The sequence below is a fragment of the Planctopirus hydrillae genome (assembly GCF_001707835.1).
Taxonomy (GTDB): Bacteria; Planctomycetota; Planctomycetia; order Planctomycetales; family Planctomycetaceae; genus Planctopirus; species Planctopirus hydrillae.
In genome coordinates this window covers 24,765-50,557 of record NZ_LYDR01000127.1, presented here as the reverse complement: position 1 = coordinate 50,557, position 25,793 = coordinate 24,765, and the positions used below count along the sequence as shown (strand labels likewise).

The window sequence follows — 25,793 nt, the reverse complement described above, 5'->3', positions numbered from 1 at the left end:
ATATCACTGTCCAGAATATCGCCGCCCAGAATATCACCTGTTCCGATGGTCTCACTGGAACAGGGTTTACCTACGTTGACTGCTGGCGGCCTTGTCCATCGACAATTCACCCTACCACTGGAGAGTGTAACGAAAACAGGAGATTTTGCCGAGAGTACACGACAGGTCGTGAACGAACCGGGATCAATTTTTACGACAATCCTGGAAATGTCTCAGCCAAAAATCTCGGCACCTAAATTGTCTGCGATTCTGCCACTGCTGTCACTGAGTTGGAACTGGTACCAGTTCCCTGCCCCATCCAGCCACTGAAGATTGACCAGCGGCTGGCGATCCGCGGTGCCGGGATCGTGTTGCAGATGGTCAATAATTCGCAGTGGCAATGATCAACTTCAGCCACTTTGACTGTCGCCAGTTCATGGCCAGACTCGCCCAGGGTACTGGGAGATTTCTGCAACTCGGGAGCAGTCTGAGAGGATGAAAATCCCTTCTCAGGAGCTTCCAGAATCATCGTTTCGGCTGGCGACAAAAATTCCCGCACATAGCGAATCAGTGGATCATCGGCCACGATGACTAACCCCAGATACCGTCTAGTGGCCTTTTTCAGAATTGTGGCCACACGCTGGCGGACATCATCGCCGGATTCTCCCTCGGGAGGCGATTCCACATCCAGAAAGGTACTTTTCGAGCAGAATCGGCGGCCATACTTTCGCTCGATTTCAGACTTCTGCAGGCCTTCCCATAATCCCAGCGATTGATTGGCAAGCAAAGGTGTGGAGACGATCGGCAAACCCAGTTGACTGGCCAGGATCTGGGCCGATTCGAAAGCCGGCCCGGAGTCTGACGAGTAAATCGCCCCGACGGCCAGATCTTTGGTGACCAGTTCGTGAAGAAAAGTTCCCGTCGCAGCGACTTGCTCAATCCCTCGGGGAGAAAGCGAAACGTCGAGCCCACCAACAACACGCATTTGTGAACACAACTCCGTTGCCCCTGGTTGCACCAGAACAACGTGTGAACAGCGAGACATATGCCTCAACACTCCAAAGAAGAAGATGCCAACTGCTCCAGTTGCCTCATGGCAACGGCATAATCGCTGACATCAAAAACTGCACTTCCTGCAACAAACAGGCGTGCCCCTGCAGCAGATGCTGCAGCAATCGTCGTCGTACCAATCCCGCCATCGATCGAAAGCCGGACATGTGGTGCCAGCCGGCTTCGCAAAGTGCGAACCTTATCGAGCACCTCGGGCATAAATTTCTGACCACCAAACCCTGGCTGTACACTCATCACCAGCACCAAGTCGCATTGATCAAGCCATGGCTCAAGGTGCGAAAGTGGCGTATGGGGATTGATTGCCAGACCCGCATGCGCACCACCAGCTCGAATTCTCTGGAGAATTTCGGCGGGCTCTGGTGCCGCTTCAATATGAATTGTGATGGCGTCACATCCGGCGACTAAGTACTCATCCACATACTTTTCCGGATTGGCAATCATCAGGTGTGCGTCAAAGAACAAGGACGTTCTCTTACGGACACTCGCAATCAGCATGGCTCCATACGACAGATTAGGAACAAAGTTTCCATCCATCACATCCCAGTGGAGGAGATGTGCATGGGCCTCTTCCAGCCGACGGACTTCTGTCGCGAGATCAGCAAAATCGACTTTGAGCATCGAAGGAGCGATCACAGGGATCTGGCTTCCCAAGGCAGCATCAAGTCGAGAAGGATTCGGAACCATACAGTACCTGAGGACAAACTATGATTGCCTGTCGGAAACCAGACCTGCATCATTTTTCGATGCCGACTGGTCGATCACCCACGGATTCCCAAGAAACCGCCAGGCCGACAGGGCCGAGGAGACATCCTCAGCCTGAGATTCTGATCGCTAAACTCGCGCTTATTGACTTGTGCTTATCGATCAGAGAAGACTTAAAAATGACCACCAGGGCCATCTGCCCCGGTGGTCATCATCATCAAATTAGAGCTTGGCCACCTTGGCAATGAGGTCGGCTGTCCGGTTGGAATAGCCAAACTCGTTGTCGTACCAGCTCAGAATCTTGATCATCCGCTTCTGGAGAACCATGGTCCAGGGAGCATCGAAAATCGAGCTGTGAGCATTACCAATCACATCGCTCGAAACGATAGGATCGGTGTTGTACTGCAGAATTCCCTTCAGCGGGCCTTCGGCAGCAGCCTTCACAGCGGCATTGACTTCATCAACCGTCACGTCCTTGCCAAGTTCAGCAACCAGGTCGGTAATGCTGCCGCAAGGTACAGGAACTCGCAGCGAAATCCCGGTCAGCTTGCCATTGAGTTCTGGCAGCACTTCACCGACTGCCTTAGCAGCACCGGTCGATGTGGGGATAATATTCACGGCGGCAGCTCGTGAGCGATGGATGTTATCGTGCAACTGGTCAGCGAGACGCTGGTCGTTGGTGTAGGCGTGGCAAGTGGTCATCAAACCCTTGACGATGCCAAAGTTTTCGTGGAGCACCTTCGCCACGGGAGCCAGACAGTTGGTGGTGCAACTGGCATTCGAGATGCACTTGTGCTCGGGAGTCAGTTGATTGTCGTTGACGCCCACCACGACGGTCAGGTCAGGTGTATCTTTGGCAGGTGCAGAAAGAATGACCTTGCGAGCACCAGCTTCCAGATGGCTGTCGTAACCAGGCTTTCCATCCTTCGCACGAGCAGTGAAGAAACCGGTCGACTCGAGAGCGATCTCGACGCCCATCGCCTTCCAGGGAAGCTGACGGGGATCGCGTTCAGCGACCACTTTGACCTTCTTGCCGTTGACGACGATTGAGTCGCCATCGACTTCTACAGTGCCAGGGAATCGGCCATGAACGCTGTCGTACTTCAGGAGCATAGCGAGAGAATCAGGCTTACCCAGGTCGTTGACGGCGACAATTTCAAATTCTTCCGGGCGGGCTGCCATTGCACGAAATGCGACACGCCCAATACGTCCAAAACCGTTGATGCCAACCTTCACCGGGGCCACAAGCACACTCCTCAACTGAAGTACAGTCTGGACCTGCCTCAACAACGAAGTCGGACAGTTCGCAGACGATCTTTCTTATGCGTCGCAGAGTATACGGCTGCGCAATCCTGTCAACAAGGTGCTGGCACAACGCATCCACCATCACCAATGCGAAACCCGCCACTCGCAAGCTTGACTGCCGCTTCACACCGCCTCAACAGACCGCGGCAATTCAAGTTCACGCACTTTATGAATTTTCCCTGAGGGAAACAAAGTGGCATTGAAAGTCGATGGTGATCCACGTGATATTGTGTTTGAAGTCTGTCAAGAAGGTCGATCATGCGGTGTCAACGCCATTAAAGTCGCCACTGTGTGCGTCGATCGTTGACGTCCCAGGGAATGAATACGGAGCGAACATTAATGGCGAGCACGGGAACTTGCGGCAGCGAATCACCTCAACAGGTGATGGAATCCATCGTGAATCTCTTTGCTCAGCACGGCGATTCCAATTATGGCAAAGAGGCCGTTACTCAGCGTGAGCATGCCCTGCAGGCTGCTCACTTCGCCAGAAGCTTCAATGCTCCCGAGTCTGTCGTTGTGGCCGCTTTGCTGCACGATGTCGGCCATCTCCTGCACGATCTTCCTGAAGATGCACCAGATCATGGTGTCGACGACATGCATGAAACGCTGGCGTTTCAATGGATGGAACCCCGTTTCATTGAAGCGGTCACTCAACCCGCCTGCCTGCATGTCCAGGCGAAAAGATACCTGGCTGCAGCAGAACCCGGTTACTTTGCACAGTTAAGTGCTCCATCGGTCCAAAGCCTTGCCTTGCAAGGTGGCCCGATGTCTGCGGAAGAAGTGACTGAGTTTGAAAAACATCCTTTTTTCAAAGAAGCCACACTTCTCCGCCGTTGCGATGAAGCTGCCAAGGTGCCCAAACTTCAAGTCGCTCCACTAGCAGAATACCTCCCCGCCATTGAACGTTGTCTCAAGCCCCAGGCCTGCTGATGAGGACTTCAAGATTTGACATAGACAGCGCCAGATGTGCCATGCTTGTGGCTCTGAGCAAGCATGCTCGACGACCCACAACATGCCATTGATTTCTGGGACATGCAGAGCCACTGCCTCATGAGTTTTACTTGATCAGTAGAAATCGGCGCGCGTCTCGAATCAAGCCGGGATCGGTTTCTTCCAGCTTCTTGAGCCACTCTTCGGCCTGCTGGCCAAGAGCTTGAACCTGTGCCAGCTCTTCAGGTGTCAGTTTTGATTCCGACGCTGGCTGATTTTTCACTTCCTGAGCATCTTTCGCACAGTAAATCATAAAGCGAACAATCGCCCGGCGGATGGAAGGGATGCCGAACTCAGGATCTTCAAACTTGGTTATCAGCAGCGGAACCACTTCCCAATCTTTCCAGCGGGCAAGATCGGCAATCACCAGATCAGCCAGTTCAGGCCGGGTCAGGAGCAATTCCATCGACTTCCGCAGACGTTTGGGGCTGATGGTTTCATTACCGTATTGCCACATGAACCGCAAAGCCTGCATGGCTGCATAAGTTTCGCTGAAGGGTGCCTGCTTATCGGCGAGTTTCGTTCGCTCAAGAACCTCCAGTCCCGGCTCTTTCGCGAGAAGCAGATAGCCCCCCATCACCCCGTCAATTCCCAGGCGGAAATCGGTATTGGGTTCGAGGATTTTCTTCTCCATCAGTTGCCGGTCTTCGTCATTGCCGGAAAGCCCCATCATCAGGCCATACAGGCCCAGTCGACTGGGAGAAACCTTGGGATCGACCAGCCATTCCCGCAACTTCTCGCGGGGCATTTTTGAAGATAATGGAGTGATTTCTTCGTACGGAGCATTGGCAAACTCACCATATGCGTCATCAGAAATCGGTGTTTCGCTGTTTTCCAGATAGCCCATGAAATAAGGCAGCCGCTCGCGATACGGCAGATTCGGCTTGGGTGCATTCTGCAGATATTCCACAAGTGACTGGCTGGCGGCCACCGGAGGTTGCCAGTCGAGTTCAGTTCCCGCTGCATTTCCAAACAGCAGATAGCGATCTGTTTTTTCACCGGGGCGGTACCTGGGAAGCGTAATCAGGTCGTTGACTGAGAACTCATCTTTGGCCTGCTTGATCACCTTGAGTATGCGAAAGGTCGTTGAACCGACATCGGTCTGCTGAGCATCTTTGGCAGATTCCCAGGTCACTTCCAACAATGCCGAAGCATCATTCACCTGCTCTGAAAGTGTCTTGCTGGGTGCCGAGCAAAACGGGCACGCCGTGACTGGTGACACCATCAGCCCCAGAGACAATATGAGACAGAACCAACTGAGACATCGCTGCCAAACTGGTTGGTGACTCCGTGATGATCGGCACACGACTGGCGAAGAAAACATCGTCATAGGATTCTGCATTCTGGTATTTCTCTGATCGATCTTCAGGGATGATGATCAATCCACTCCACTTATGAATTTCAATGGCTTACAGAACCGTTCAGCGCTCGTTAATGACAGCGTCACGAATCCAGTACAGCCCAAAAATTTCACCTTGAGCCGAGGCTTTTTCAATGACGAACGTTCCCGTGACATCGAATGGTCGATTGGGAATGTAGTGCGTGGTTTTTCCCGCTGCCATCTTCACGCCAATCAGGTCGTAAACTTTGGGATTTCGACCAAAACAGCAGATCTGGTTATCACGCGCCAGCACAAACTCAGTAATTCCCGTGGCTTCGAACGTGGGATACATAAAGCCTCGAATACGCACCTTTTGCCCATTGAGTTGTTTGAGCCAATCGGGCATCAATTCCACACATTGATCGGTCACCGGCTCCATATTCAGAACCTTGAGCAGATCCAGATCATCGTAAGAAACACGCAGCGCCTGATCTTTCCCTTCCGCACTGAATTGCTTCTCGGGAATCAGCAGCTTCACTTCCCGCAAGACGGGGGCTTCGGAGCTCTTGCCGGCCTGATCAGCCGGCATCACGTCAGCACCTCGCTGATCAAAATTGGAACTATTCGCTACCTTGAGAGCTGAAGCCGGTGCCGATGCGGTCCTCGATTCAACGCCGGCTTCGGGAGCCAAAATCAGATCGCTGCGCAGGCTGCTCGCCTTGGTTTCTGGACGGACAGGTGTCATCTTTCCGGCGGCAATGGCAGGGTCTTCCGCGACCTCTCCATTAGCCACGATGGCAGTTGCCGCCTGAGAATCAGCAGCTTGCGGCTTATCATCGCTCACCGAGGCACGCTCAGTCTGGAGTGGTTCGTTGCCGGGCGTTGCGACCTGAGGCTTTGCCTGGTCTTCGCTTTGACCACTCGCCTCGGGTGCGGTTTTCACCAGATCTGCATCACCGAATGTTTTGTAATCGCTGTAATCGCTCTGAAAACACCCTGACGCAGTCGTCAGCACGAGCAACATGGGGAGCCATCGCAAGCGATCCTCGACCCCTCGTCGAAGAGATTGGGGCTTGGATCGGGCTTCAAAACCTGGCTGTGACCACATCACGCTGCTCTCCCATAAACCGCAGGAACACCAATAGAGAGTACGGTTTTTTACATTTTGAGAACAGCACGATTGACTATGTGAGCTTGCAATTTCGCCAGATGAAACCACTGGTGATTGCAACTGATGTGCAGATGCGACTTGTTTCAGGCGACTGAGCAACAGGGCGCCTACATATTGAGCCGAGACAATTCGTCAAAACTCAAAAGCGAGCACCGGGCAGGTTCGCCTGGATCCATTAATAAGCCGTACGGGCAGGACTGTAAAACTGATCGGCATTCAACTGGTAAACCGGTGACTGCCCGTCCGCTTCGGCTCCATTGGCCAATGTGAATGTCCCAGCCACTGCTTTCAGTCCGGGAGAAAAATCCACAGCTTTCTCTTTGGGAATACTGATGAGAATCATATCGGTGGGCTTGGGCGCTCCACCAAAACAGCAATCTCCACTGTCCTTGCAGAGTAAAAACTTGGTGATCCCAGCTGTCTGCTTGGACGGGTACATGTAACCTTTGATGAAGATCGGTTGGTTCTGCAGTTTCTGAACAGCTTCGGGTAGCTCCACCTTCCCTTCCACCACCTTCATGCCGTGAGCACTGATATCCGACGCAAAGCTCACCCGCTGATAACCTTCGGGGACTTCCGTAATGTAGGCCATCGCATGCAGCGAGCCAGCCCCTGCAATGATCAGCGACGCACAGACCATCATCGCCTTGCAGGCTCCGGCACCAGAATACGCCCCTTCGGAATTGCGAATCTTCCGTAGCGCCATCAGGGCTGAAAATATCCCCAACAAGGGCAGAACGAGCATCCATTCTGTCAAAAACGACGAAAGCCCCAGAATCACCAGGCCTGCGGAGATCGAAACGAGCACGGGAACCGGTCGGTAGGAGAACTCTTCTTCCGAATAGCCACCTTGAGGCAATTCAAGGCCCAATGAACTCACACGAGTTGTCCCGACACTTTTTTCAACGACATCTTCACGAGGTAGTGTTTCCCCCGTGCCATTCACTTCTTCGGGGCCGCCCATTTCTTGAAGTGCATTCGATGGAGAAATCTGGCCCGCCACTTCGACGGCGTCGGAGCCAGGATCAATCACTGCAGAGTTCACGGCACTCATATTCATCTCGGAATTCCAGGATCAAACCAGAAATACCAATCTTCGCCAGTTGCCATCCTTGACACCCAATACACTGAACATTGCATCCAATCGTCAGGTCGACGGTAAACAACCCATCGTCCAGGGACTCCATTACTGCAATATTCTATTTTGGAGAGTCCTCTCCGGGGTTCAAGCGGTTTCTGGAGATTCCTCGCGAAGAGTTCACACCTTCTACCTGCGCCATCTTACGTCTCCATCATTCGCAATGTTGGATTTAACCCCTGAGATCGATGCGACAGGCCATCTCCAAACGGTTGCAGAGTTTTTTTCTCAACAAAACCCTCTCAGGGGAGGTTCAACTGCTTGAGAAACATCGCAACCTGTTCACATATAAACAGTTAATGTCAATTCGACGCTGTCGTCGTAAGAATGAGCGGAGGCTTCCGGGTCGGTAGGTTCACATGAACAAAAGGCACCCTGTTAAATGGTGACGGCTCTCATAGATTCCATGATGCTTCGCCCCCGAAGCTTTTCCAAATGCCCAACCGACCTTGGTATCCTACAGCCATCTCAAGAGTCGTAAGATTATATATTATTAAGCGTTAGGGAATATCCTCCTGCTCCGCCTTGAACTGCAAAACTGAGTTTCAGCAGTATTCTCCTCCCGGGTTCACCCGTCATTAACGGCTCTTCGGACGGAGCAACCTCACTTTTTGACCAGTAGATGGCAGGAATTGCCGAAACTCCAGCAAACAGCAAACGTTACGAAAAAATTTTCTTGGTCACGAGTCCGACTCCGTATTGACCAATCCTTCAGGTTTGAAATACCACTCTCCATGTAGTGAAGAGATGGTGTCAATTGGTCTCATGGTCTTCCCGGATCAGGTCTCCATTTCCAGCACTCTTCATTCAGTTCCAATCACACGTTCAATGAATGTCGATTCGATTGAGGAACCCAGCGTTCTTCAGCCAACTCGACGGCGATCAAACCGGCGGTAAGGCAACGCCAGACTGATCGTTCCCTGAATGCCAGCCAACTATCACATCACTCGCGGACGCATGACAGGAAGTCGGGCGCATCACGCATGCCTTATGGAGGAGGCTACCTTGGGTAGGGTCATTGGTTTGATCGCGTGCAGCAGTTTGGTCGCCGCTGCACTCTGGCTGACAAATCTTGCGACCACAACAAGGACATTGTCTGCCGGGAATGCCCCGCGGACAGAACAGCAGGCGATTGCTGCCCGAGACGCTTTCAAGCGGGGCAAAGAGCTCTACCTGCGTGGCCGGTACGAAGAAGCGATTCCGCTCCTTCTCTCCAGCAGTGTCAACAACAGCGAACTCAACCTGGCTGAACGTCAGGTCGCTGCCGAGTACCTGAGTCGGGCCCGCCAGCGAACATCGGGTTCGCCAGTGGCCAGCAGGTCCACTTCGGCAGACGAGAGTTCGATCCGGTCTCAGTCGCCCGAAGGCTCCAGTCTACCGGCTGGCGTCGATGAGGCAGCCAAGACTCGTGTCGAGCGTCTGATGTCGCAGGCCAAAGTGGCTGCACAGCAGGGGCGCACCAAAGATGCGACCACACTGGCAACCCAGGCTTTCCAGATCTCTCGCGAGGCGCGCCTCAAATTCTCCAAGGGTGAAGTTTCGCCCGGCGAATTTCTGGCCATGCTGCAGGATGGAACATCTGCCAAAGCCGATCAGATGGCTTGGGCCGAACCGTCAACTCCTGCTCCCAAGAGCGAAATTCAACTCACCTCAGGCCAGACGCCCGATTGGGCCAGTCTGACTGCTGAAGAAGAAGCCTCTTCACCTGCCGTGAAAGGGCTGACAGGCAGTTCCGCCAAGGCTCAGGCCGAGGCACTGGTCACTTCCGCCCGTAACGACATTCGGGCCGGTGATTACGATGCCGCCCGTAAGAAAGCTCTTTCAGCCATGGAGCTGAAAGTCAGCTATGGACTCTTTGATGATCGTCCCGAACTGGTGATTGCCGATCTGGATCGTAAGCAGGGAACCACCACCGTGACTGGGGCAGCGACCAAGCCCACAGTCACCATGGCTTCCGAGCAGCGTCCGGAAGAAGCGGCCAGCCAGCGAGCCACGGCTCTGATTCTCGAAGCACGCGAAGCGATGCAGGCCGGACAGTATACTGTTGCCAAAGCCAAAGCCACCGAAGCTCAAAAACTGGGTGCTTCTTACAAGCTCTTCGATGATCGTCCCGAACTGATTCTTTCCGAAATTGAAACTCGCAGCCAGTCTGCCGCGAAAATCGCTCAGGCTTCTGCTGCCCAGGATGCTCCTAAGTCTAACGCCGATAACACTGCCAAAGCACAGGTCACCCAGTTGCTGGTCGAAGCTCGTTCGGCCTTGAAGGGTGGACTGATTGAAGAGGCTCGCCGCAAGGCCATGGAAGCTGAAAAGCTCGCCAGTGCCAGCAAAGTGACTTACCAGCTCTTCGAAGATCGTCCAGAAATCGTGATTGCCGACGCCGCTCGTATGGCCACACGGGGCAACAACGCCGCCAGTGGTGCTGCAGTCGCCGATCATGACCCAGCCGTCATCAAGGCCCGCACAGAAGCTTCCGAACTGCTGAAGCAGGCTCGAAATGCACTGGCTGCCGGTCAGGTTGAGAAGGCACGCGCTCTGGCCACCAAAGCCGAAGCGATGAACGTCGCTTATGAAGTCTTTGCTGACACTCCTGATGCTGTTCTCGCCGATATCGAAGCCGAATCCGCCACTATGATGGCCAGCCGCACCAAGGTTCAACCCGCCGGTGCCACAGTGCCAGCCGGTGAAACCAAGTCGGCTGCCGTCGATCTGGCACGAGCTGATCAGACTCCTGCAGCTTCCCCCTGGGAAGATGATTCACAGGCACCAGCTCCGATTGCTGCCGCTCAGGGACTCTCTGCGATCGATCTCTACAACCGTGGCATGTTCGAACTCAATCGTGGCAATCGTGAAGCGGCTTACCAGGCATTCAGCCAGGCTTACGAATCTGGCCAGAAGCTTGATCGCTTCCGTGCCCAGCGATTGCGGGATTACATGCGGGAACTCGCACCTAAGGGTGGCCGAGATGTCCAGATGGTGAACCATCAGACCGAAAGTGGCCCCGCTTTGACCGAAGGTGGCGTGATTGACGATGCCGCCAAGGCCAAGTCGCTCCAGTTTGATCGTCTTCGCACGGAAACTTTGAGCACAATCTTCAAAGCGGAGCAGCTTCGCGAGAAAGATCCCGAAACCGCTCTGCAGATGATCGATCGCCAGTTGGCCACCATCGAAAGTTCCGAGCTTTCACCTGAATCGATGGCTCAACTGCAATCCTCTCTGGGTAAGACTCGCGTTTCGCTCACCAACGAGATTGAACAGCGCAAGCCCAACCTTGATCAGAAGCGTCACAACGAAGAAGTGCTCGCTCGAATCAAGGGTTCCACAGAAACCAAGATTCGCATCGAGCAGGAATACGCCAAGCTCGTCGAAGAATTCAACGAACTCTTCAAGCAGAAGCGATTCGCCGAAGCCGAAGTCGTTGCCAAGAAAGCGAAAGAACTCAACCCCAGTGAACCCACTTCCGAAACTTTGATTTACAAGTCTCGCTATGCTCGCCGCAACGAGATCAACGCTCAGCTCAAAGATCGGAAAGACGAATCTCACTGGAAAATGTTTAACGATGTCGAGCAGGCCATGCTCGTGAACGTGGGTGATGAAAACCCAGTGGCCTACCCGGAAAACTGGAAGGATCTCTCAGCTCGTCGTTCGAAATTCGGGACCGATAACCGTAAGCGAACCGATGCCGAACTCAAGATCCAGGAAAGCCTGAACCGGGCTGTCTCGCTGCACGAAGACAACGTCCCCCTGGGTGAAGTCATCAAGAAGATCTCCGCGATGACGGATATCAACATTGTGATCGATCCTCGTGGTGTCGAAGAAGAAGGTGCCACGACAGACGCTCTCGTCAGCATCGATGTTGATGGCATTCCTCTGAAGAGCGTGCTGAACCTGATTCTCGAACGCTTCAACCTCGCTTACATGATCCAGGACGATGTCCTCAAAATCACCAGCCGTCTGCGTCAGCAGGGGCAGATGATTGCGGTCACCTACCCGGTCGCCGACCTCGTGGTTCCGATTCCCAATTTCGCCACAGGTGTGGGTGTCGGCATGAACAATGTCGATCCTCGCAACGGCAGCCTCAACCAGGCAGCCGGCAGTATGATGTCTGTCCCCGCCGGGATGGGCGGCATGGGTGGCCAGTCCATGGCTCAGGTCGCTCCAAACGTCGCTGGTGGCCTGAATCAGGTCGGCAGCAACCCACGTGCTCCTCAGCAACCCACTCAGAGCACCGATTACGACACTCTGATCGAACTGATCACCCGCACCATCGCTCCCGATAGCTGGGAACAGGTCGGTGGACCGGCATCGATTCAGCGATTCGAAACCACACTCTCGCTCGTCATCCGCCAGACCCAGGCCGTCCATGAAGAAATCACCGATCTGCTCAAGCAGCTCCGCCGGTTGCAGGATCTTCAGGTGACAGTCGAAGTCCGCTTCGTGACAGTGAGCGACAGCTTCTTCGAACGTATCGGTGTCGATTTTGACTTCAACGTCAACTCGACAGTCGGTGGTCCGGAAACAGACAACCAGGGCTTGCCATTGCCACCATTCGGTGCCGTGCAGTTGCCTACACAAGGTGCTTCGACAACGAACACTGCGGGCACGACAGGTACAACCGGGACGCAAGGTCAGCAGGCTCAGCAAGGTCAGCAGGCTCTGGCTGGCGCAGGTTTGTTTGGTACACAGCCCACACGCAACACCATTCAGCGAAGCAGCTATCAGAAGGGTGGCACAATTGTTGGTCTGGGCAGCCAGAACAGCTTCACACCCGATCTGGATATCCCCTTCCGTCAAGGATCATTCGATATCGGTGTGCCTGACTTTGGTGGATTTGACCCCACCGCCGGTATTACCACCGGTCTGGCCATCCTGAGTGACCTCGAAGCGTTCTTCTTCATCCAGGCCGCTCAAGGCGATAGCCGCAGCAACCTGCTGTTTGCCCCCAAGTTGACATTGTTCAACGGCCAGACAGCCACCGTCTCCGATACAGTCAACCGCTTCTTCGTCACCGGTTACAACACCACAGTCGGTGTCGGTGCTGCCATCCAGACTCCACAGATTCAGCAGTTCCCCGAAGGTGTGAGCCTGACGGTTACCGCCGTGATCTCTGCCGACCGCCGCTACGTCCGGCTGACAATCATCCCGAACTTTACCAGCATCACCGATGTCCAGACCTTCTCGACAGCCAGCGGTGTCACTGGTAACCAGGCCCAGGCAGGCGGTGCTGGTGGTCAGGCCTTCGGCGGTGTTCAGGCCGGTGGTAACCAGCAAGTGGGTGGTGGACAGCAGAACTTTGGTTTCGGTGGTATTGGTGGCTTCGGTGGCTCTGCTCCGATTGCCAACCAGGCCAGCCGCGTCACCATGGGCCAGGTCAACCAGAACGGTAACAACCAGAACGGCAACAACCAGAACGGTCAGGTTCAGCAGCCTGCCCAGGTCGTTCAGCTCCCCGTGGTCGAACAGGTCACTGTGCTCACCACGGTGAGTGTGCCCGATGGTGGTACAGTTCTTCTCGGTGGCGTGAAGCGACTCCGCGAAGGACGCAACATGGCCGGTGTCCCCATCCTCAACAAGATTCCATACGTCAGCCGGTTGTTCAAGAACTCTGGCGTGGGTCGCGAAACCGAAAGCCTCATGCTGATGGTGACACCTCGCATCGTGATCCAGGAAGAAGAAGAAGAGTTGCTGGGCGTCGAAATCGACTAACCCCGCACAAGTCAAACCAGGTACTCCCGATTCGATTCCTGACCTGATCGACCAGAACTCCGATCCACGTCGCTCAGGTCGCAGGAGATCAAAATCACCACCTGACGAGGATCCGTCGCAAATCCTCGCCCGCCGCAGTCACTGGCCAGTGACTGCGGCGTTTTCTATTTTACAGAGGTGGTATTTGGCTCTTGATATTCGGCATTGGATCAATATCTCGTGCCATGCTTGCAGCCCTGGGCAAGCATGCCTCGGCAGGCAAACCTCAGCCATCCCTAAAACAAGCCTTTCACAAACCACCAACCACCAAACACCAAACACCAACTCCCCCATGCCCCGACTCTACTGCGACAACGCCGCGACCAGCTTCCCCAAAGCCCCCGGTGTCGCCGAGGCCATGCTCAAATACCTCACCGAATGCGGCGCCCCTGCCGGACGAGGCACCTACCGCACCGCTCTCGAAGCCCAGGCGATCATCGATCAGTGCCGCCTCAAAGTCGGGCGGTTCTTCAATGCCCCCCCCGATCGCTTTGTCTTCACCCTCAACTGCACCGATAGCCTCAATCTCGCCATTCGCGGCCTGCTGAAGCCAGGCGACCACGTCGTAACCACCCTGCTCGAGCACAATTCCGTCCTCCGTCCCCTCGCCTGGCTCGAACAAACCCTCGGCATCACCCAGACCCTGCTCACTCCTAACCAGCAAGGCTGGATTGAACCCGCTGATCTCCGCGCTGCACTCAGGCCCAACACCCGGCTCGTCATCACCACGCACGCCAGCAACGTCACCGGCGTCATTCAGCCTATCGACGACCTGGGCACTATCTGCCGCGAAGCGGGTGTTCTCTATCTTGTGGATGCCGCGCAAACCGCCGGTGTTCTCCCGCTGAATATGTCTTCCCAGCCTGTGGATATCCTCGCCATGGCCGGGCACAAAGGCTTGAAAGGCCCTCTCGGCACAGGCTTGCTCTACATTCGAGCGGGCCTCGATGAAGAAATTTCCCCCTGGCGGCTGGGCGGCACAGGCCTCGCCAGCGAAGATCTCGCCCCACCCACCGCAGGGCCCGCCAGGTTCGAGGCCGGCAATCAGAATCTTCCCGGCATCGCCGGACTTTCCGCCGCCCTGGATTGGTTAGCCGGGCAATCATTGAAGGAAATTCAAGAGCGCGAGCAATTTTCACGCTCAGGCTGGCAAATTGCTCTTTCCACATTTCCGGGAATTCGGCTAATTTTGCCGGAGAGTTCCAGCGTGAACATTTTGAGCGTGACGGCGGAAGGATTCTCGCCGCACGATTTAGCGATCATTTTTGAACAGGAATACGGCATGGAAGCCCGCCCCGGCCTACACTGCGCCCCCCTCTGCCACCAATGGCTAGGCACCCTCCCCACCGGCGGCACATTACGCGTGAGTGGTGAGTGCGAAGCTCGTAATGATGCACAGCCGAACTTCCACAATTTAAGCCGATGAACTCGCACTGAGCGATCTCGGTTAACTCTCACTGATAACTTCAATTGGCGAAGTTTTCGTGGATGGGCGACTCATGCCATTGAATTCTGTGAGGCAACTCCTCCAAGTAAAATCAGAATCACTTATTGCATTCCTAAATCACTGTCTAGGCTACACGCTGCAGCTAGCGATGTTTGGGCTATTTGCAATCAAACTGAGCCCAAACGAATATGGTGAATTCGTAATTTGCCTAGCGTGGTCTCTAATAATGGCTCGACTCGCTGCCCTTGGAATTGACTTCACAATGACAAGGTTTATAGCCAAGTATGACTCAACAAAGTGTAATGACACCTCTGCAGCGCTGATAAGTTGGGGTTACCGCCGAATCCTCACTGCGTCGATAACCCTTTCCATTTTGACCTTAATATTTGGAGGACTTTGGAACCTACAATTCAATGAAGAGTACACTCTCGCAATTGTATTCACAGCTCTCCTTACACCAATAAGCACCTGTATAAACGTTCTGTTCGCGGAACTAAGGGGAAGGGCAGAGATCCTGCTCTCAACATTCGGGTTAAACTGCGCAAGACCGCTAATCACAATACTATCCTTGTTTGTTATCAATGGAACCAACAATTCAACAATATTGGAAGCATCTGCAAGCTACTTGTTTGGATCACTCTCGTCATTAGCACTGCTTGCAATTGGATGCGCGGGCACACGAGAAGAGAAATCACACAACTTCGCCCATCTAGTGGCCGTAAATAAAAATGAATGGTGGAATGCCAGCTGGCCATTACTAATCACGGGCCTTGCACAGTTAGCACTTAGGCAGTCAGACGTCATCATCCTTGGCATGGTCGCTTCCACTGAGGAGGTTGCATACTACAGTCTAGCTACCAAGATTGCTGGGATATGCATTTTTGGCGTTCCAATCATAGATAGCATTGTAGCCGCAAAATTCACACGACTTCATGAGGCCGGCATTCACCATGCCCAGCAATCACTAATTACAAAAGCAGCACGAATCAACTTACTAATTACGATTATGGCGGCGATTGCAGCTGTAAGCATCTCACTCCTGATTTCTTCATCCGAACCTCGATTCAATGCAAGAATAGCTTTACTAACTTCGATAATTTCATTCGGTTGGGTGCTTGTCGCATTAATCGGAACTGGCAATATTTTGTTCGCAATGAGCGGAAAAGAAGCAGTATTACTCAGAATCACAATCATCTTCGGCTTAGCAACCATCATTTCGAACTTCATCTTCGGAGGTTTGCTCGGTTCATCGGGAATGGCTGTCAGCGTTTCAGCAATCACTGCTCTCTATGCCGTATACTCTCGAAGAATGATCTTCAAACACCTTGATCTGAATGTAAATCCACTTTCATTCGCTCACATGAGGCGAACAGCGGGCACGATCAAACACGATAGAGACCGACCGTCGCTTACAGGTAAGGCGGCGTAAACCTAGGACATCTTTTCGAGATGAACATAAGGTATGCGAACGTGCTAGCAAATAACCCATTGATCGCCGTCAATCGATCCAGGGCTCAGAACCTATACACCTCTCCTCCACACATGCGTGCTGCTAAAACAAATTGGTTTTTGCCGGTTTTGGGAGGTCTCTTTCTCTGCTTCTTTGTTGCAAAAGCTGATGATTTGCTTTCCGTGAGATTTGATGCACCAAATCCATGGGTCATGCTTATCCTGGCTGGATGTCTGTTTACTGCTTTCAGCGGTAGAACCGCGCGGTTACCGTACCTTTTCCAGCAACTGAGCAATGTTGGCGCTCCACTTGGCATTATGCTCCTGCTTAGTGGATGGGGTGCTTTTTGCAGTGTCATGTTTGGCGTTGCCAAGGGAACCGAGGAGCATTATCTCGTGCTTCCCCTCTTTGATGGCGTATGTTTCGTTTTCGGATTGTTTATTGGGATTGCGCTAAGCGTTAACGGACATAATTCTTACACGGTCTGGAGATCGGTTTCGTTCCTGTGGCTTTGTGCTTACTCGATCAGCATCGCAATCGACCTTATCAATCCAGGCACGTTCTCAACTGTACCCAGCAGAAGTGCCGGGTTCGCTATGAACTCGAATGACGGCGCATTCTGTATCTGCTTCTTATGTATTTTGTCTCTGGATTGGAGAAATGGACTTATTGACTTGATGTCATTTTTCTCAATTTGCCTTTCTCTCGGTTGCGTTTTTGCCACATACTCACGAAGTGGCTTATGTGTTCTCGCATGCGTATGCGTTCTATTTTTGTCAGTCGTTTGCAGGAAGGGCTGGGGGACAATACTTATTGGACTGATCACTGCAGCGTTATTGGCCATTACTGCCCCCATTGTCATAGGCATGGTTGTTGAGAACACAAGCCAAGGGAGTGGTTCCGCGAGGGCGGCAGCAATTCTTAACGGTGACTTCGATGTTGTCTTCAATAAGGACGACTATCGCGCCCATCTTGCAAAATATTTTCTGGATCTTGCATGGAGAGAGCCAGTCTTAGGCTGGGGAACTCGATTTTCTTATTCTCTAATTCACGACCAAGGTCCCCACAACATTTATATTGCCCAATTTCTCGATAATGGACTGCCTGCCCTCATTTTGCTGGCCACGTTATTTGCTACAATTCTTATGCGCGCGATTCATCGACGCGATATGATGGCTATATGTGTGATATGTACCGTGATTTTGTATGGTTTCTTCTCCCACAACGTACTCGACTTACGAGGCGTTCTACTTTTGTTAGGTTTTATTTCATCTAGATCTCAAGGAATGTATCTATCGAAGGATATACGTGCATATCGTTACTCTATTGTTGTGAACCGTCATCGAATCGCTGCATGATTTTGTGTGTTGTTAGCCCCTCTCTGGACGTTTCGTTTGCTCCTGGTTAAACGTTTTGATGAAAATACTTCATATCATTAACAGTTTTGAACTCGGCGGGGCACAAAGAGCCCTTCAAAAGATCGTGCGGTATTCTTCCACGAAAGGTATTAGTTCGTCTGTCGTTTCTCTGACATCACGAGGTAATTTAGGAGAAGAATTTCGTAGCTTGGGCTGCGACGTAGATTGTATCCGGATGGATTATTCACTTGCCGTGCCCGTTGCTTGTATTAAGTTGTTCAGGTTGCTGAACGTGATTCAACCCGATGTTGTTGTGACATGGCTTTATCAGTCAGACTTTTTTGGCGGTCTGCTGGCGAAATGTGTCACAGGTAAGGTTCCCGTTGTCTGGAATCTTCGGACTGCCGCTGGCGATGACATCGCGGGGAGAACGGCGCGTTTCTTTCGTTTTCTCTGTGCCTCTGTTTCTCGCTGGATTCCATCGCTCATCATCGGAAATTCACCCTCGGTCCTCTCAACTCATGAACGGCTCAAGTATCCCAAAGATAAACTCCGGATGATTCCTAATGGTTTCGACTCTGATCTGTTCCGTTCGGATCCTCTGGTTCGGAAGCAGGTGCGTGAAGAATTGCAGATTGCGAATAATGAAGTTCTGTTTGGAATGGTTGCCAGGCGGCATAAGTCAAAAGATCACGAGTCATTCCTTCGGGCAGCCGTTCTAACCTGTGCGCAGGTTTCAAATGCCAAGTTTGTTCTGTTCGGTCACGGTATTTCTTCGGATGATCCCGTGTTTCAGGAGATTCTTAAAGATTGTGAACTCCGTTCGCACTTTCATTTCTTGCAACCTCGCAGTGATGTGAAGTCGATTCAGATGAGTCTTGATGTCGGAGTTCTCATGTCGAATGTTGACGAAGGATTCCCTAACAGTATTGGCGAGGCGATGGCGTGTGGAGTTCCCTGTATTGTCAGCGATACAGGAGGTTCCAGCTTTGTGGTCGGAAACTGCGGGGTTGTGGTGCCAAAACACAGTGTTGATAAACTTCACGAAGCAATGCTTGAGTTTGTCTCCAAAAGTGAAGCTTCCAGGCTGGAACTAGGGTTATCATGTCGCGAGCGGATTGTGCATGAGTTTGGCATCGAAGAAACAACCATGCGGCATATTGATTCCTGGCGTGAAGTCTTGACACATGTGAACGCTAAAAGTCAATAAGCATTTTCAGTGAGTGATACCAAGGTTTAATACAATGAATATACGTCATTCTCTCCTCAATCCCCGGCACTGGGTGCGTCAGATGCTGCCGACTTCGCGGCGGTTGCTGCTGGAGAAGTCGTTGCGGCAGTTGGATCTTTCTGCCTGCAAATCGGTCCTGATCTGCGGGGCGGGGCATGATCCTTACCGGCATCTTTTCCAGGGCGCCCAGGAGTATGTCTGCCTCGATATCGAAGAAGTCCCCGGCGTGACTGACGTTGTCGCCGATGTCCTCAGCATGCCCTTTGAAGACGGACGCTTTGACTGTGTCGTGGCCACCGAATGTATGGAACACATTGCGGATCCATTCACACTTTGTTCGCAGATCACCCGCGTGCTCAAGCCGGGCGGTCGTGTGGTGCTTTCGGTCCCGTTCATGTTTCATCAGCATGGCGACCCTTATGACTTCTGGCGACCCACCCGGCATTGCCTCGAATCGCTCTTCAAAGAGTTCGATAACGTCGAGATTATTTCTCACGGACATCGCCTGCATGTGGTTTCCGATCTTTGCTCGACAGCTTCGCCCGGGTGGTTGTTTGCTCCTTTGCGGCTGGCCAATCACCTGCTGGCACGATTGCCGGGGAGTTTGCAGCGGGGGCATCGAACACCATCGGCAACGACAGGGTTTCTGTTGACGGCCACAAAATCGGCCAACTCTTCTCTCCATGAACGGGCCGCCTGACGTGACGCAGCCACACCTGGTTTATCTCATTAGTGAAGACTGGTACTTCTGGTCGCACCGCCTGCATCTTGCCAGGGCGGCGATGGCGGCAGGCTATCGCGTTTCTCTGGTAACACGCACCAGCAGCTATCAGAAGAAAATCGAATCCGAAGGGATTCGTGTGATCTCGTTTGCATGTCCGAGACGTTCGATCGATCCCTTCAGCAATCTGCGTATCGTAAGCCGGCTGGCGAGAATTCTGCGAGAGCTTCAACCGGATCTTGTGCATAACGTGGCGTTGAAAAATGTGGTGCTGGGGACACTGGCCGCTCGTTTGGCGGGAGTGCCGCACGTCGTCAATGCATTTGCAGGACTGGGTTATGTCTTCGCCGCTAAAGGATGGAAGGCTGCTTTGGGCCGTACCGCCATCCGGACGATCCTTCGAGGATGTTTTATGGGGCTTCGGGCACCCGTCATCGTTCAGAATACTGATGACGAGCGTGAGTTGGTCGAATCCGGGATCGTTCGCCAAGAGGATATCTGTTTGATCCGAGGTGCGGGCGTTGATATCGAACTTTTTCACCCAGTCCCTGAACCTGCGCAGCCATCGATTGTTGTGATGGCTTGCCGCATGCTGTGGTCTAAAGGCGTGCAGCAATTTGTGGATGCTGCCCAGTTACTAAGATCCAAAGGTTGTAAAAGTCGCTTCGTGCTGGTGGGGCGGACAGATACAGACAATCCCGATCATGTGCCGGAATCGCAGTTGCGGGCATGGCAACGTGATGGCGTGATTGAATGGTGGGAGCACCAGTCAGATATGCAAACTGTCTTCAGCCAGGCGCAGCTAGTATGTCTCCCCAGCTTCTATGGAGAGGGGCTACCAAAGGTTCTTCTGGAAGCCGCCGCTTGCGGCAGGGCGATTATCACAACAGATATCCGAGGCTGCCGGGAAATTTGCCGCCCTGGGATCAACGGCTGGTTGATACCTATTAAAGAAAGCAAAGCTTTAGCAGAAGCGATAGATGTTGCGCTATCGCAACCTGAGGTACGCCAAACATACGGACAAGGTGGTCGTCGTTTAGTAGAAGAAGAATTTACTTCGACATTGATCGCCGAGCAGACGATTCGACTCTATCAAAGGTTAGTGCCTGTCACTGACAATTTGGTCACACGTCGGAAAGCGGCATAATGGAGTTTGCTACTCATCGAAATCACTGCGAGGTGTTACCGCAAACAGTCGCCATCACCGGGGCGAGTGGTGCGGTGGGGCGGCAGGTTTGTCTGGGGTTGCGAGCGGCAGGTTTTAACGTGCGGGCTATCGGGCGTTCGCCAGTAGGGCTCGACATTGCCGATGAATCCGTCGTCGCCCCACTGGACGACACACGCGCGCTCGCCACGGCCATGAACGGTGCTGCTGCCGTTATTCATCTGGCGGCACTTCTACATATCAATAATCCCGGAAGCGACATCAAGGAAAAGTACTGGCAAGTCAACGTCGCAGGTTCCCGTCATGTCTGTGAGGCGGCCAGCGAATGCGGCGTCAAACGTGTGATTTTAGCCAGCACGATCAACGTTTATGGCTCCGCCTTTCAGCAGGGCGTGGTCAATGAATCGACGGCTCCTTGTCCAATCGACTGGTACTCAGAAAGCAAGCTGGCAGCTGAGGAAGTGGGCTTAACCTTTCCGAATGTCACCATCTGGCGGTTAGCCGCAGTTTTGGGACGGGGGCTCAAGGGGAATTATCGGACCCTTTTAAAGCTGGCACGTTATGGAGTGCTGCCTTGCATTGGTGACGGATCGAATCGCCGTACGTTAATCCATGCGGCTGATCTTTCGCGGCTGATGGCTGCTGATTTGAGAGCCGATCCATCGACACAACGTCTCTGGAATGTTTGCGACTCGACGATTTACTCACTCAACGAGATTCTGGCTTCGATCCGCGAGGCGACCGGTGGTCGTACGAAGATTCTGCATATCCCCAGGCATGTGACGCAAGGTGGGCTCGGCATGGTCGAGGCGTTGTTTCGTGCCATGCGGCTGAAGGCTCCCGTCGGCAGGTGGCTCGTGGACAAGATGTGCGAAGATGTGGCCGTCGATGGGTCGGCGCTTTGGCAGGAGTTGGGGATGGCTCCGGCCGTTTCTCTGGTGGATGGCTGGCGAGATGCGGCTGGCGAACTGAACTTGATCGAAACTCTTGAATCGGCGAGACATTGTCAACGGGCGGCCTAGAGCGGTTCGCCATGAAGATCGTGTGCGAGATTGAGGTTTTCAGGTGAAGCGTGCATTTGACGTTGTGCTGGCTTTATCAGCAGGAATGGTGCTGCTGCCGCTCATGATGGCGATTGCCTGCGTGGTGCGACTGACATCGCGTGGGCCGGCACTTTACTGGTCGAACCGCGTCGGCCAGAACAACGAAATTTTCCCGATGCCGAAGTTTCGCTCGATGCGGATCGATACGCCGGTGGTGGCGACTCATTTACTCACTGACTCACGTTCGTGGATCACGCCGGTGGGTCATTTTCTCCGCAAGACGAGTCTCGATGAACTGCCGCAGTTGTGGTCGATTCTGCGGGGTGATATGAGTTTTGTCGGTCCGCGTCCGGCACTGTTCAATCAGGATGACCTCGTGGCGGCACGGACAGCCGAGCGAATTCATCTTTTGCGGCCCGGCCTGACTGGCTGGGCACAGATCAACGGTCGCGATGAGATATCGATCCCCCAGAAAGTCGCACTGGATGCCGAGTACGCCTTGAAGCAGTCTTTGTGGTTTGATCTGCAGATTCTGTGGATGACCGCCATCAAGGTGTTAAGGCGAGAAGGAGTGCGTCAGGCGGACGAACCCGTTGGTCGTCGAGCTGCGTGAAATTGGCTTGCGTAGCCTGAACTCCCATTGCTTACGGCCACGACTGCTGTACACTCAAACGAAACATCAGATCTTGTTGATATATTTCGATTGAGTCCAGGAGCGGCCGATGCGGGGTTCTTTGCAACTATTGATGACTGGCCCTTGGTTCGCAGCAGTCATGCTGTGTGGGATGCTTTCCACAAGTGGAGTTGCCGCTGATCCTGCCGCGATTGAAGAGGGGCGGCTGAAGGGGATTGAGTATCTCAAATCGAAGCAGGAGGCTGATGGGAGCTGGGTTTATGAAGGCCACAAGGTGGGGATCACGGCTTTGTGTACCCTTGCACTCATTGAAAATGGTGTGCCGTTGTATGACCCGGTCGTTGACAAAGGCTACAAAAGCGTTCGCCGCGGTATTGATGGTGAACTGAAACAGACGTACGACCTCACGCTGGCGGCACTGCTTCTGGCACGCGTGGGTGATCGTGCCGACAAGGCCTTGATTCGTACGATTGGCGCCCGATTACTCGCTGGCCAACTGGAAAGCGGCGGGTGGACGTATACCTGCCCGACCGTCGATGCCACTTCGCTGTCGTCGACGGCCCGTGCCCCTAAGCGAAAAGCTGGCATGGGAGATAACAGTTGCACTCAGTTTGGTGTGCTGGGGCTGTGGGTCTGTTCGCGGTACGGGGTACCGATCGATGAAGCCATGCAACTGGTCGCTGCACGATTTGTCGATTCGCAGAATGAAGACGGTGGCTGGCCTTACAACCCCAAGGGCACGAAAACAGATAGTACAGGCGCGATGACATCCGCAGGTTTGTTCTGCCTGACAGTCGCACGAGCCACCAAGATTCGCGAAGAACTTCAAAAGAATGCATCTACTCGCAACTCATCAACTGCGAAAGGCGCCGAAAAAGCCACGTTACTGCAAGATCCTGTCTATGCCAAAGGATTCACTCAAGTTGGCTACTACGCCAAAGGGATGAGCCCCGGATCGGCACGCTATTTCATGTGGTCCATTGAGCGTCTGGGTGTGCTGCTGGGATTGGAACGCCTCGGAGACGTAAAGTGGTTTGATCAAGGGGCCACGGCTCTGTTGAAGGCTCAGAAGCCAGATGGTTCGTGGCCAGATTCCAAAGAAAGCCCGGCTGATACTGCCTTTGCAGTTTTATTTTTAAGAAAGGCCAATCTTGGCAGCGATATTTCGCGATTGCTGGAAGGGGAGCCCGAACAGGCGTTTTGTCTTCCGGGACGCGAAGGCTTACCACGATTTTCTTCTCTGCAGGAAGCTCTGGCCGCTGCCAAGCCTGGGGAAGTCATTCGTATTGATGGGAATGGCCCCTATCGCTGCCAGAACGATCTGTTCAAGCAGGATGTCACAATCACAGCAGGCTTCGGCTACACACCCGTTCTTGAGTATGGTGTGGGATATGACAGCACTGGCCTGAGATATCGACCTGAGAAAGATGAGATTGCCCGCGCCCTGTTCACGATTGATGGTGGTGTCGTCACGCTGGAAGGACTCCGTTTGCAGATGGATCCACCGTCGGGATCGTCTCCGATTCCATGGAAAATTCTGCAGGTGAATGGCGGACAGTTGCGATTACTCAACTGCGCCCTCTCTGAAGGAACCAAACGCGGAGTGGTGGCAATCAGTTCCAAAGGGAGCGCAGGTATTGTCGTTAAAAATTCGTTGCTGGCCACCAGTGCGACAGCCATGCAACTGGATGTTGCCGACAACCAGAAGGTCACTATCGATAACAGCGTGATTTTCGCCACGAAAGGATTTGAAATCACTGGTCAAAAAGAGCTTTCGATTGGCATTTATGCCAGTGCCCTGCATACCGTCGATGGCTTTGTCGCGGAGAAATTCAGTGGCGAACTCAGTGTGAAAGCACTCCACGATGTCTTCAAATGCGATTCGCTGGGCATGTCGTTCCTGGGAGCAGATGGAAGCCCGAACGGACGCCAATGGACAGGACGGAACAACGTCTACAATGTTTCCAAGTGGGTGGGATTCAAAGGGAAGCCGGTCGTTATTGTGAAAGACCCACCCAGCTTCAGCAAATTCTTTAATGGTGGCGAAGTGGACCCCTCCAAACTGACCATTGCCTTCCTCAATTCCCGTAAGCCAGGCACTTCCGTCCATGGTCTGAATACGCAGGAGTGGGATCTCTCCGAGAAGAGTGAACTCGCCTTTTCAGCGAAAAAGTACGGCATCCTCTCGGCCATCACCGGCCCTGGTGGTGGATTCAGTCGCTTTCGTGAGGAAATTGGTTACAACCAGTGGCAACGTGGAGAGACTCCACTTTCTGTCGCTGAACTTGAACCTCTGGCTCAAAACTGATGTCCCCGACTGATCTGCCTGCTCACCTGACGATCGAACCGACCTGGAGCCTCGAACCTCAAATTCTGTTAGAAGATGGCCCTCTACTGGCCATCTGGAAACCGGCAGGGCTGTTAACTCAAGGAGTTCCCGAGGGGCTGCCCACGCTTGAGAACTGGGTCAAAAACTGGATTCGGGAAAAATATGCCAAGCCAGGGAATGTCTATCTCGGGATCCCCCATCGACTGGATCGACCGGTCTCTGGTGTGATGCTCTTTGCTCGAAATTCCAAAGCCGCCGCCAGGCTGGCCGAGGTCTTTCGTGATCGTCGAGTCAAAAAAATCTATACAGCGGTAGTGGAAGGGGTGCCTCCACAGACGACGGAACGGCTGACTCATTATCTGCTGAAGGATCCTCAGGCCGCCCATAGTCAGGTCGTGGCAGAAGGGACACCGGGGAGCAAATCTGCCATTCTGGATTACCGGCTTCTCGGTACTGTGACAGGTCGCAGCCTGCTGGAGATTCAACTCCAGACCGGCCGGATGCATCAGATTCGTGTGCAGATGGCAGCGATGGGTTGTCCGGTTGTGGGGGATCAGGAGTATCAAATTCCACAGGCTGGAGAGACGACGACACGAACGGTTGGAGAGCAGTCGCCCATCAATCTCACAGCACCACCGAGAGGATCAGAGCGGATCGCTTTGCATGCGAGCCGGATCATCGTCCCTCATCCCATTCGATTTGATGAAGTGACAATCAATGCACCATTCCCAGCCGAGTGGGCCAGTTATTGGCCAGAGCCCGCAGGAGATCTCGCTGGCGAAGAGAAGGATCCTGAATTTCCATAAATTGAATCGAAAGTCATTTGTCACGCTATCTTGATTGAAAGTATTTAATAAAGGTTCATCTGGCATATATCAACAGACTTCTGACAATTGCCGCATGATTCGGCAGAGTCCACACCTGACGACAGATCTTTGCAATTCATGCGTACACCAAGTGAACCTGTCTATCTGATTGTTGGAATCAGGCGAA

19 protein-coding genes are annotated in these 25,793 nt (G+C 53.2%); 12 read left to right on the top strand and 7 right to left on the bottom strand.

From position 1 onward, the window contains the following. Positions 1-232 precede the first annotated feature (232 nt). The 3 genes from A6X21_RS15370 to gap form a co-directional block, all read right to left on the bottom strand. A complete protein-coding gene (locus A6X21_RS15370) occupies positions 233-1,024 on the bottom strand; it encodes a histidine phosphatase family protein (RefSeq protein ID WP_083233645.1) in 792 nt (263 codons plus the stop codon). Between the two features lie 5 nt (positions 1,025-1,029). Further along, positions 1,030-1,734, bottom strand: coding sequence for a ribulose-phosphate 3-epimerase (gene rpe, locus A6X21_RS15365; protein WP_068849385.1), 705 nt, complete (start codon positions 1,732-1,734; stop codon positions 1,030-1,032). Positions 1,735-1,974: 240 nt separating this feature from the next. After that, a complete protein-coding gene (gene gap, locus A6X21_RS15360; protein ID WP_013108925.1) occupies positions 1,975-2,997 on the bottom strand; it encodes a type I glyceraldehyde-3-phosphate dehydrogenase in 1,023 nt (340 codons plus the stop codon). A 351-nt stretch (positions 2,998-3,348) separates the two neighbouring features. Here gap and A6X21_RS15355 point away from each other — a divergent pair, with 351 nt between their 5' ends. Next, positions 3,349-3,987: an HD domain-containing protein gene (locus A6X21_RS15355; protein WP_240490283.1), complete on the top strand. Its 639-nt coding sequence runs from the start codon at positions 3,349-3,351 to the stop codon at positions 3,985-3,987. Positions 3,988-4,114: 127 nt separating this feature from the next. Here the strand turns inward: A6X21_RS15355 and A6X21_RS15350 are convergent, their stop codons facing one another. The 4 genes from A6X21_RS15350 to A6X21_RS15335 form a co-directional block, all read right to left on the bottom strand. Beyond that, positions 4,115-5,209: a hypothetical protein gene (locus A6X21_RS15350; RefSeq protein ID WP_068849380.1), complete on the bottom strand. Its 1,095-nt coding sequence runs from the start codon at positions 5,207-5,209 to the stop codon at positions 4,115-4,117. Then, positions 5,202-5,429 (bottom strand): hypothetical protein, encoded by a 228-nt coding sequence (locus A6X21_RS15345; RefSeq protein WP_068849377.1) that lies wholly within the window; start codon positions 5,427-5,429, stop codon positions 5,202-5,204. The genes A6X21_RS15350 and A6X21_RS15345 overlap by 8 nt, the downstream gene beginning before the upstream one ends. Before the next feature lie 39 nt (positions 5,430-5,468). Then, the gene (locus A6X21_RS15340; protein ID WP_131818365.1) at positions 5,469-6,479 is read right to left on the bottom strand and encodes a hypothetical protein; all 1,011 of its coding nucleotides are present in this window, start codon (positions 6,477-6,479) and stop codon (positions 5,469-5,471) included. 235 nt (positions 6,480-6,714) lie between these two features. Beyond that, the gene (locus tag A6X21_RS15335; RefSeq protein WP_110766470.1) at positions 6,715-7,599 is read right to left on the bottom strand and encodes a DUF3299 domain-containing protein; all 885 of its coding nucleotides are present in this window, start codon (positions 7,597-7,599) and stop codon (positions 6,715-6,717) included. A gap of 1,083 nt (positions 7,600-8,682) precedes the next feature. Between A6X21_RS15335 and A6X21_RS15330 the strand changes: the two genes are divergently transcribed. The 11 genes from A6X21_RS15330 (at position 8,683) to A6X21_RS15280 (ending at position 25,606) form a co-directional block, all read left to right on the top strand. Continuing rightward, positions 8,683-13,383: a secretin GspD/PilQ domain-containing protein gene (locus tag A6X21_RS15330; RefSeq protein ID WP_205847479.1), complete on the top strand. Its 4,701-nt coding sequence runs from the start codon at positions 8,683-8,685 to the stop codon at positions 13,381-13,383. Positions 13,384-13,714: 331 nt separating this feature from the next. After that, a complete protein-coding gene (locus tag A6X21_RS15325; protein WP_068849369.1) occupies positions 13,715-14,848 on the top strand; it encodes an aminotransferase class V-fold PLP-dependent enzyme in 1,134 nt (377 codons plus the stop codon). Between the two features lie 73 nt (positions 14,849-14,921). Continuing rightward, positions 14,922-16,298, top strand: a complete 1,377-nt coding sequence (locus tag A6X21_RS15320; RefSeq protein ID WP_068849367.1) for a lipopolysaccharide biosynthesis protein — start codon at positions 14,922-14,924, stop codon at positions 16,296-16,298. A 41-nt stretch (positions 16,299-16,339) separates the two neighbouring features. Further along, positions 16,340-17,677, top strand: a complete 1,338-nt coding sequence (locus A6X21_RS15315) for an O-antigen ligase family protein (protein ID WP_165603820.1) — start codon at positions 16,340-16,342, stop codon at positions 17,675-17,677. 58 nt (positions 17,678-17,735) lie between these two features. Further along, positions 17,736-18,887, top strand: coding sequence for a glycosyltransferase (locus A6X21_RS15310; protein ID WP_083233642.1), 1,152 nt, complete (start codon positions 17,736-17,738; stop codon positions 18,885-18,887). Between the two features lie 34 nt (positions 18,888-18,921). Continuing rightward, a complete protein-coding gene (locus A6X21_RS15305) occupies positions 18,922-19,608 on the top strand; it encodes a class I SAM-dependent methyltransferase (protein WP_013108914.1) in 687 nt (228 codons plus the stop codon). Position 19,609: 1 nt separating this feature from the next. Then, a complete protein-coding gene (locus tag A6X21_RS15300) occupies positions 19,610-20,776 on the top strand; it encodes a glycosyltransferase family 4 protein (protein ID WP_165603819.1) in 1,167 nt (388 codons plus the stop codon). Beyond that, positions 20,776-21,816, top strand: a complete 1,041-nt coding sequence (locus A6X21_RS15295; protein WP_068849358.1) for an NAD-dependent epimerase/dehydratase family protein — start codon at positions 20,776-20,778, stop codon at positions 21,814-21,816. Before A6X21_RS15300 ends, A6X21_RS15295 begins: the two co-directional genes overlap by 1 nt. A gap of 43 nt (positions 21,817-21,859) precedes the next feature. Next, complete coding sequence (locus A6X21_RS15290; RefSeq protein WP_068849356.1) at positions 21,860-22,450, top strand: sugar transferase; 591 nt, start codon at positions 21,860-21,862, stop codon at positions 22,448-22,450. Positions 22,451-22,559: 109 nt separating this feature from the next. After that, the gene (locus A6X21_RS15285) at positions 22,560-24,779 is read left to right on the top strand and encodes a prenyltransferase/squalene oxidase repeat-containing protein (RefSeq protein WP_110766469.1); all 2,220 of its coding nucleotides are present in this window, start codon (positions 22,560-22,562) and stop codon (positions 24,777-24,779) included. Further along, a complete protein-coding gene (locus tag A6X21_RS15280; RefSeq protein WP_068849351.1) occupies positions 24,779-25,606 on the top strand; it encodes an RluA family pseudouridine synthase in 828 nt (275 codons plus the stop codon). The genes A6X21_RS15285 and A6X21_RS15280 overlap by 1 nt, the downstream gene beginning before the upstream one ends. Positions 25,607-25,793: the final 187 nt, after the last annotated feature.

Coding starts and splice junctions, on each gene's coding strand:
- A6X21_RS15370 (WP_083233645.1), bottom strand. CDS start 1,024: ATGTCTCGCTGTTCACACGTTGTTCTGGTGCAACCAGGGGCAACGGAG.
- rpe (WP_068849385.1), bottom strand. CDS start 1,734: ATGGTTCCGAATCCTTCTCGACTTGATGCTGCCTTGGGAAGCCAGATC.
- A6X21_RS15335 (WP_110766470.1), bottom strand. CDS start 7,599: ATGAATATGAGTGCCGTGAACTCTGCAGTGATTGATCCTGGCTCCGAC.
- A6X21_RS15325 (WP_068849369.1), top strand. CDS start 13,715: ATGCCCCGACTCTACTGCGACAACGCCGCGACCAGCTTCCCCAAAGCC.
- A6X21_RS15320 (WP_068849367.1), top strand. CDS start 14,922: ATGCCATTGAATTCTGTGAGGCAACTCCTCCAAGTAAAATCAGAATCA.
- A6X21_RS15310 (WP_083233642.1), top strand. CDS start 17,736: ATGAAAATACTTCATATCATTAACAGTTTTGAACTCGGCGGGGCACAA.
- A6X21_RS15305 (WP_013108914.1), top strand. CDS start 18,922: ATGAATATACGTCATTCTCTCCTCAATCCCCGGCACTGGGTGCGTCAG.
- A6X21_RS15295 (WP_068849358.1), top strand. CDS start 20,776: ATGGAGTTTGCTACTCATCGAAATCACTGCGAGGTGTTACCGCAAACA.
- A6X21_RS15285 (WP_110766469.1), top strand. CDS start 22,560: ATGCGGGGTTCTTTGCAACTATTGATGACTGGCCCTTGGTTCGCAGCA.
- A6X21_RS15280 (WP_068849351.1), top strand. CDS start 24,779: ATGTCCCCGACTGATCTGCCTGCTCACCTGACGATCGAACCGACCTGG.